Source organism: Candidatus Latescibacterota bacterium (assembly GCA_019038625.1).
GTDB lineage: Bacteria > Krumholzibacteriota > Krumholzibacteriia > Krumholzibacteriales > Krumholzibacteriaceae > JAGLYV01.
Window position 1 is genome coordinate 1 of record JAHOYU010000070.1, and the last position, 1,231, is coordinate 1,231.

Genomic DNA, 1,231 nt, shown 5'->3' on the forward strand with positions numbered 1-1,231 from the left:
TTCGGCAGACCGAGGAGTTACTGAACTCCAGGGTGGGGTGTATACATTACTATGTCATGAACGATGCGGCTCGGGTTGTGGATATTATACAGAAGCTTTCCTGATTATTTTAAGGGTAAGCAATTATAAACAGATCCCACCGGGAGGACTTTTTCGGGTCACGCTGAACATACAGGCCTTATTCCGAGGCATGTAGACTTGTTGCTGCTTATGTTCACGAGGTCCGCAAGCAGAAATTTCGTTTAGCATTTTCGAAAATCGAAGGAGCAATCGTCGAGAATGTCAGTTAGACCAATCTGAGAAAAGCGAATCTGTTGCTTTTCCTAGGCCGAATAGGCTAGACTTTGGGCGTACTCATTAGGAGGCGCGAATGACAACTTTCGACATTCTTAAAGAAAAGCGTGAAAATGTGCTTGAGGTAGCTCACCGGCATGGTGTTACGTCCATGAGGGTTTTTGGCTCTGTGGCTCGCGGTGAAGATTCTGCTGAGAGCGATATTGATCTCCTCGTCACCACCGGACCCCATGTTAGTCCATGGTTTCCCGCCGGCTTAATTCTTGAACTTGAGCAGCTCCTTGGTCGGCATATCGATATTGTTACGGAGCCAGGCCTAAACCCATTGCTACGGGATCAGGTGTTGACCGAGGCGGTTGCGCTTTGAAAAGCAACAAGACCTATCTGCAGCACATCCTAGAAATGATTTCGCGTATCGAAAGTGCCACATCTGGGGGCAAAGATGCTTTTGTCGGGTCCGCTCTACATCAAGACGCAGTGTTGCGCAATCTCCACACAATGACAGAAACTACTCAGCGGCTTTCCGCTGATTTTAAGAAGTCTAATCCAGAAATCGAGTGGGCTACGTTGGCCGCCTTCCGGAACGTTCTCGTTCACGACTATCTGGGAATCGATATAGAAGTGGTATGGGCAGTGGTTACGAAAGATATCCCTGATTTCAAAGGCAAGATTTCGAAGATTTTGAGCGACTTGGCCTAGCCTGGCGGAACACCGTCGGCTACAACGACCACAAACAAGAGCCGGGCAATGATCTGAAGTGACAATTGCCTCCCCCGGGATGATTCGCTAGGTTCCAGTTCCGCCAGGTTCCAGTTGCATGCTTGCACATCAGAGTGTAGGATTCCTCTGCAACCAGGGCGGACTAGCGGATATTGATCGCGAAGTCCCCACCTGGTCATGTCGGGCCGCAAGGATGCGGCCGGATTCACATGAAGGG

2 protein-coding genes are annotated in these 1,231 nt (G+C 49.7%); both read left to right on the forward strand.

The window, feature by feature from the left end; genetic code table 11:
• The first annotated feature begins 370 nt into the window (after positions 1–370).
• Positions 371–661, forward strand: coding sequence for a nucleotidyltransferase family protein (locus KOO63_04985; protein MBU8921155.1), 291 nt, complete (start codon positions 371–373; stop codon positions 659–661).
• Complete coding sequence (locus tag KOO63_04990; protein MBU8921156.1) at positions 658–993, forward strand: DUF86 domain-containing protein; 336 nt, start codon at positions 658–660, stop codon at positions 991–993. Before KOO63_04985 ends, KOO63_04990 begins: the two co-directional genes overlap by 4 nt.
• Positions 994–1,231: the final 238 nt, after the last annotated feature.